Below are 6,376 nucleotides of genomic sequence, written 5' to 3'. Positions count from 1 at the left end.
AGGGACGAGGTTACGAGTCCCGATGATTTGAGAAGTTCGTCAATTAATTGACGAGAGGTTCACGAAATGACGCAACATCACGATCCTGCATTGACAGTGGAGGTGTCCTTCATTATACTTTTATTACACACAGTGTGCAATTAATACCCTTAGTGTAACATGAAAAATAAATGAGAGGATGGCAAGCCGGATGACGACATCAGAGAAGCCAACTTCCCGCCCCTGGGTAAAGTGGGCATTAATTCCTGTCTATCTGCTAGTCATGTATCCGCTTAAATTGCGAAGGCGGCTTTACCGCTATCAGCCAGAACCTGTGGAGCAGCGCTATGGCGAACCTGGGCCGCATCGCTGCAGAAGCGAAGTCATTAAGGCGGAGGATGGGAAGCCGCAATACAAAATCTATTGCCCTGAGGAGATGGACAAAGCTTGTCCTGTTATTGTTTGGGGCAATGGCTCGGATGCCCAGCCTGAGAATTATGATGCGCTGCTGCTTCATTTGGCGACGTGGGGCTTTGTTGTAGTGGACAGCTATTGCCGAAATACGGGTACAGGTCGGGAAGTTGCAGATACTGTCCGTTATGCCCTGCAGGAGAATGCTGCTTCTGCGAGCCCTTTTTATCGCAAGCTGCTGATAGACCGCATTGGTGCAGTGGGTCATTCCCAAGGCGCGACAGGGGTCCTGAATGCAGGCAAGTATCTGGATGAGCCGCTCCAGACGGTAGTTACGATTGCGCTGCCTGCTCTGATGTGGTGTGAACCCAAGGATGTTTATGAGATTGAAACGCAATCCGCTGCCTTATTTTTTATGGCTGGAACGCATGATTTTATGATCTCGCCACAATCCTCCAATCGGAGCGCCTACACAGCGGTTCGGACAGGTCAAGCAGCTGTTATGGCGATGACGAGGGCCGCACATCATTTAGAGAGCATGGGGCAGGGCGGCATGCATAGAGGATATTTGACCGCCTGGCTGCGTTATCGGCTGGCTGATGATTCAACTGCAGCGGCGGCTTTTGCTGGAGAGCAACCGGAGCTGTACCGCAATAAAGGCTGGAGCGGTATCCATTCACAAGGTCTGAAGGCTGTTGATTTTGAGAGAAAAGGGGAACTAACATGCTAAGGTTGAAGCGAACATTCTTTTTTATTGTTGGAGTTGCGGTCCTTTCCATTGTGTTTGTCAACCGCAAGCTGTTCAAAAGACCAAGCCAAAAAAATAGCTTCTGTGATACGCAGCCGGGCAAGTGGAACAAGGTAAAGCTTAGCAAGCAGACAATGGCCACGGATGGTTCAACGTTTTACTTATATACCCGCAAAGGCAGCAACCGAAATTTGATGGTCTATTTCTGCGGGGGCGGGGCCTGCTGGGATGCAGAGACGGCGAAGATCCCGTTGTCCCTGCGTTCTTATCTCAAGTACGGGCAATTTGGCTATTACTTCGCCAGAACGCCGTTCTACATCCTTAATATGCACCGAGGGATCTTCGACCAACGTCCAGACAACCCGTTCTCCGAGTGGAATGTCGTCTTCATTCCTTATGTCTCCGCTGACTTCCATACCGGCAATGCCGCAGTTACGTACAGCGATGAGCAGGGAAAGAAGGTGCGGCATATCCGTCATAATGGCAGGAATAATGTGGATGAAGCGCTGCAATGGGTGTATGCTAATTTCGACACGCCAGATAAGCTCCTCATTACAGGCTCCAGTGCTGGCGGGTTTGGTTCAGCCTTCCATGCCAGTCACATTGCGAACCATTATGCAGATGCGGAAATCTATCATCTCTCTGACAGCTCCTTCCTTGCTTCCGAGCAATGGCCGAGTATTGTAAACAAGCAGTGGAATGTTGATTTCACGCGCCAGTTCGCTTTTCCGATGGAGACAGATATGATTGGGGCGGCGTTCCGCCACAATGCGAAGGCCATGCCTGCTCATGCTGTACTCATGCATGCCTGTACAATTAATGACAAGGTGCTCACCTCGTTCCAGAACCGTCTAAATGGCAAAGGAGACGATATTGACCCGCAAAGTTTGGAGGCATGGAGCCAGCAGTTTCGAGCGGCTACCCGCCAGCTTGACGAACAACTGCCTAATTTTTATTATTTCCTTACAGATTACGGCTATGATAAGGAGAATCATACGACTCCGCATACGCTGCTGCCGATGCAAGCCTTCTATGATGCAGAAGAGGAGGGGCAGAAATTAGTGGCCTGGCTGGATAGCATGATTCACAATGAAGAGCGCAGCTCTCGAGGCGCACGCTTCCTGCATAACGATGCAGCAGCGAGCCCCAATGCTGCCGGAGAGCTTAGCACTACAGGATAGGGGAGCACATGCATATGATGAAGCTTAGGGAGAAACAACTGCAGCTTACCAGAGAAATGATTAAAGAGGCGGCGCTGGCGGCCTTTTGCGAGAAGGGGATTGAGGGCGCGGATTTGGTGCTCGTTGCTGCCCGCTCAGGCACGTCCAGACGTACCTTGTACCATCACTTTAAGGATAAGGAGCAGCTGGCCACTGAAGTGTACGTAGATAATCTAAGGCGCATGTTCGGACGGCTGCTGGTGGAGTTCGATTTTAAATCCCCGCGCGCTTCTATTGAAGCCATTCTCGACAAGTATTTGTGGTTAAGAGAGCATCAGCCGGATCTTCTCTATTACGATTCGCTCTTTAGTGTGTATTACGCCAGTATGGGCAAGAATCCGGCGGAACTGGAGGCATTCAAGGAGCTGATTAGCGAGGAGACACGCCTGTCGATGAGCGCTTTTGCCACTGAGGGCGCAGCCGAAATGCCTAATGATGAGAAGCTGGCTTGGATCGAACGGACGCGAATGATTACGCATTTGTACTTCATTTATTTACAAAAATCTGTTTTGATTTGCCGGCAGAACGGTGATGCGACCAAGGCGGCGGAGCTGGAGCAGAATGCGCGTTATAAGGATTTTCTGCTTAGCCTATGGGAAAGGCAATGAATACGCAGCGCGGAAGCAAGCTCCGAAATACGATGCGCTTCAAACTCATTTTGGGCGTAGCCGCCATTCTGGTTCCGCTCATTGTGCTGCTTAATTTCAACCAATATTATGCCGCTCAGGTAGTACGTAAGCAGGTCGCAGAAAGCAATCAGAGCTTTATCTCCCTCTATATGAATCAAATTGACGGACTGCTCGATGAAATTGACAGCTTCTTAATTAGCATGGCGGCTTCTGACCCGAACCTGCTGCTGCTGGACCGGAGGCAGCCGGAAGCCGAGACGGCGCTGCTAAAGGTACAACTGTCCAAGCAACTATGGAATGAAATTTCTCGTAATGGAGCAGTGGACGGCTTTTTTATTTATAGCACACTGGATGCAGGCTTCATAGAAGCATTCAGTCCACGCCCATCCTATATCGAAAGAGTAGCGGTATCCGATGAGGTTACCCGTAAGCTGAATGCGTCCCCCACGTCCCCCACACAGTCTGAGCTTGGGGGGCGTGACTGGCTTGTACGACAGATCGATGGCAACTATTATTTTCTCCGCTTGCTTCAGGCGGCTCCCAACACGTATGTGGGTGCCTGGGTCAAGGCGGATACACTTCTCATTCCGTTTAACCTGATCCATTTAGGCGAGAGCGGTTTTTCGCTATTTTCTACAGAAGCTGGAGAGCCTATGCTGCATGCTGAAGTGGTTCGCGCTAAACAAATTGATTTAAGCTTTGCCTCCGGCGGATATAGCTTATCAGGCGATCCAGACCGTTATCTGACAGTAGGCGAACGATCCCGACATGGCGGTTTCCGACTGGTTGCGCTTATACCTGAACAAGATATTTTGAAAGGTTTTTTCAATCTCTGGAGCTGGAATAGGTTTGTCTCTGTAGGTTCAATATTGCTGATTCCCTTAAGTTTGGTGCTGCTTCGCAAGATGATTTTGCTTCCGATCAGGAGACTGCTGTCTGCCATGAAACGAATCGGGGAAGGGCATATGCAGGGGATGCCGGAATCTAATGCCTCAACCGAAGAATTTCGCGTCGTTAACGATCATTTTAACCAAATGCTTTCCCAGATCAGAGAGCTAAAAATCCATGTCTATGAGGAGCAATTAAGCAAACAGCAGGCGGAGCTTAGACAGCTGCAGACAACGATTAATCCCCATTTCTATTTGAACTCTCTCAATATGCTGCACAGTCTGGCCGCTGTACGCAATTATGAATTAATCCAGGAGATGTCGCGCTGTCTCTCGGACTATTTTCGTTACATTTTTCGCAGTCAGGTCTCATTCGTCTCTCTCGGGGATGAACTGATACATATGCGCAATTATATACGTATTCAGGAGCTGCGGTTTCCAGATCAGCTGAGCAGCGAAATTGAGGTGCCATCTTATCTGCTGAGCCTCGCTATACCCCCGCTTGTGATTCAAACCTTTGTGGAGAATGCTATCAAACACGCATTTACACTAGAGGTGCCGTTCCGGCTATCGATTCATGGAAAGGTGGAATCAGATGGTCAACTGCCTCGCATTCTACTAGTAATTGAGGATACAGGAGAAGGATTTACCCCAGAGCTGCTGCAGCTCCTAAATGAGAAGAGGAACTTGGAGCGGGAGGACGGGAGCAGGCATGGCATCTGGAATGCTTGGCGCAGACTGGAGCTGTTGTATGGCGGAACAGCCGACCTTACCTTTATTAATCCACATTCAGGCGGGGCTCGAGTAGAAGTTCGCTTACCCATGAAGTCATTCGCGGAAGGAGAGGAGGACACCCCTTGCTGAACGTGTTGATCGTAGATGACGAGATTCATTTTGTGGAAGCGGTTAAAAAAATGGTGGACTGGTCGCAGCTAGGTATCTCCAACGTATATGCCGCTTACAATCCGACTGCGGCGGAGCGGGTCTTTGAGGTACAGGAGATTCATGTTCTGCTATGCGATATTGAAATGCCGCAGCGGAGCGGACTAGAGCTGCTGAAATGGATGCGGGAGAAGGAAATCCGCACCGTCCCCGTGCTGATGACCTGCCATGCGGATTTTCACTACGCCCAAGAAGCCGTACGTCTGGGCTGCTCCAATTATTTGTTGAAGCCGCTGACCAAGGAAGAGCTGGAAGCCGCACTGCGCAAGGCGGCGGACGCTGTGAAGCGCGAGCAAGAACTGGCGGATGCGCAGCGGATTAAGATCTGGTGGTCGCGGCAGCAGGATATAAATCGTGAGCGCTTCTGGCTGGATGTGCTGAATGAAACCATTCCGGCAGTGAGTGAGATTATTGCAGAGGAAGCGGCGGCAAGACAGGTGCCGCTGCCTGCGGACTCCTTGGTTCTGCCAGTGTTAATGATCATACGTAGTTGGCAGCAGGACTTCCCTGTCAGAGATCGGAAGCTGCTGGAATATGGGCTCAAGAACGCAGGCAAGGAGCTGCTGGGAAGGCTTGCGTCAGGCTGTGTCGTTGTACCTGCCGGGAATGATGCCTGGTTGCTTATTATGGCTGTGGCACAGGAACAGCAAGAGAATGGACTTGCCATTATGTGCAGACGCTTGGTTGAGTTTTGTCGTTTACATTTATACTGCGAATTGTATTGCTATGGGGGGCGGCCAGTGCAAGGACATGAGCTCCCTGCTCTGCTGGCTCAATTACGGCATTTAGACAGAAATAATGTGACCGGAATCCATTATGTTGCTCTGAATAAGGCAAAGAGTCTTGCAGCAGCGCTTCCGGCTCTGCCGGATATGAGCGGCTGGGCAGCGATGATGAGGCAAGGCGTGAAGGAGAGGCTGCTGGAAGAAGCGAGAGCTTGCATCCATGGACTGCGGGATCATACAGGAATAGATGGCGATTATTTGCGTGCGCTGAAGGAGAATTTTTTGCAAATGACCCATGCAGTCCTGCAGCAGCAAGGGGTTCAGGCGCATCTCATGTTCTGCGATGAGAAGAGCCTGCGTCTGGCGGAAGCAGCATCCCGCTCGCTTACCGATCTTGAGCGCTGGCTTGCCCATGTCATTGGGAAGGCTGTGAATACCACGCATCCGTCCTCGATTAGCGATGTGATTGAACGGGCGACACGCTATATAGCATCTAATCTGGATCAGAGTCTTTCCAGAGAAACGACAGCGAACCATGTTTACTTGCATCCGGACTATTTGACCCGCTTATTTAAGAAAGAGCTGGGCTGTACAATTCCAGAATATATTTTGCAGGAGAGAATCAAGCTGGCTAGGCAACTGCTTATTCAATCCGAGCTTCCTGTAAGCGCCGTGGCGATGGCCACGGGCTATTCGAACTTTTCCCATTTTGCCAAGCTGTTCAAGGCGCAGTCAGGCTTAAGTCCAATCGAGTTTCGCCGGCACGGACGAGATGCTTCGCGGGCGAAGTCGAAATGACGTCAGGCAAAGGTCGAAGCTGAAGCAGAGGATGCGG

The 6,376-nt window shown here is 50.6% G+C and carries 5 protein-coding genes; all 5 read left to right on the top strand.

The features are described from left to right. The first annotated feature begins 190 nt into the window (after positions 1-190). Genes M6D81_RS25395 through M6D81_RS25375 form a run of 5 tightly spaced genes read left to right on the top strand, consistent with a single transcriptional unit; the run spans position 191 to position 6,339 of the window. A complete protein-coding gene (locus tag M6D81_RS25395; protein WP_262679971.1) occupies positions 191-1,120 on the top strand; it encodes a poly(ethylene terephthalate) hydrolase family protein in 930 nt (309 codons plus the stop codon). After that, positions 1,114-2,319: a pectin acetylesterase-family hydrolase gene (locus M6D81_RS25390; protein WP_262679970.1), complete on the top strand. Its 1,206-nt coding sequence runs from the start codon at positions 1,114-1,116 to the stop codon at positions 2,317-2,319. The genes M6D81_RS25395 and M6D81_RS25390 overlap by 7 nt, the downstream gene beginning before the upstream one ends. 14 nt (positions 2,320-2,333) lie before the next feature. Next, positions 2,334-2,966: a TetR/AcrR family transcriptional regulator gene (locus tag M6D81_RS25385; RefSeq protein WP_262679969.1), complete on the top strand. Its 633-nt coding sequence runs from the start codon at positions 2,334-2,336 to the stop codon at positions 2,964-2,966. Next, positions 2,951-4,738, top strand: a complete 1,788-nt coding sequence (locus M6D81_RS25380; RefSeq protein ID WP_262679968.1) for a sensor histidine kinase — start codon at positions 2,951-2,953, stop codon at positions 4,736-4,738. The genes M6D81_RS25385 and M6D81_RS25380 overlap by 16 nt, the downstream gene beginning before the upstream one ends. A 2-nt stretch (positions 4,739-4,740) precedes the next feature. Continuing rightward, positions 4,741-6,339, top strand: a complete 1,599-nt coding sequence (locus tag M6D81_RS25375; protein WP_262679974.1) for a response regulator transcription factor — start codon at positions 4,741-4,743, stop codon at positions 6,337-6,339. Positions 6,340-6,376 lie beyond the last annotated feature (37 nt).

It is taken from the genome of Paenibacillus sp. J5C2022 (assembly GCF_025567625.1).
In the GTDB taxonomy this organism is placed as follows: Bacteria; Bacillota; Bacilli; order Paenibacillales; family Paenibacillaceae; genus Pristimantibacillus.
This window is presented reverse-complemented; position numbering and strand designations above follow the sequence as displayed.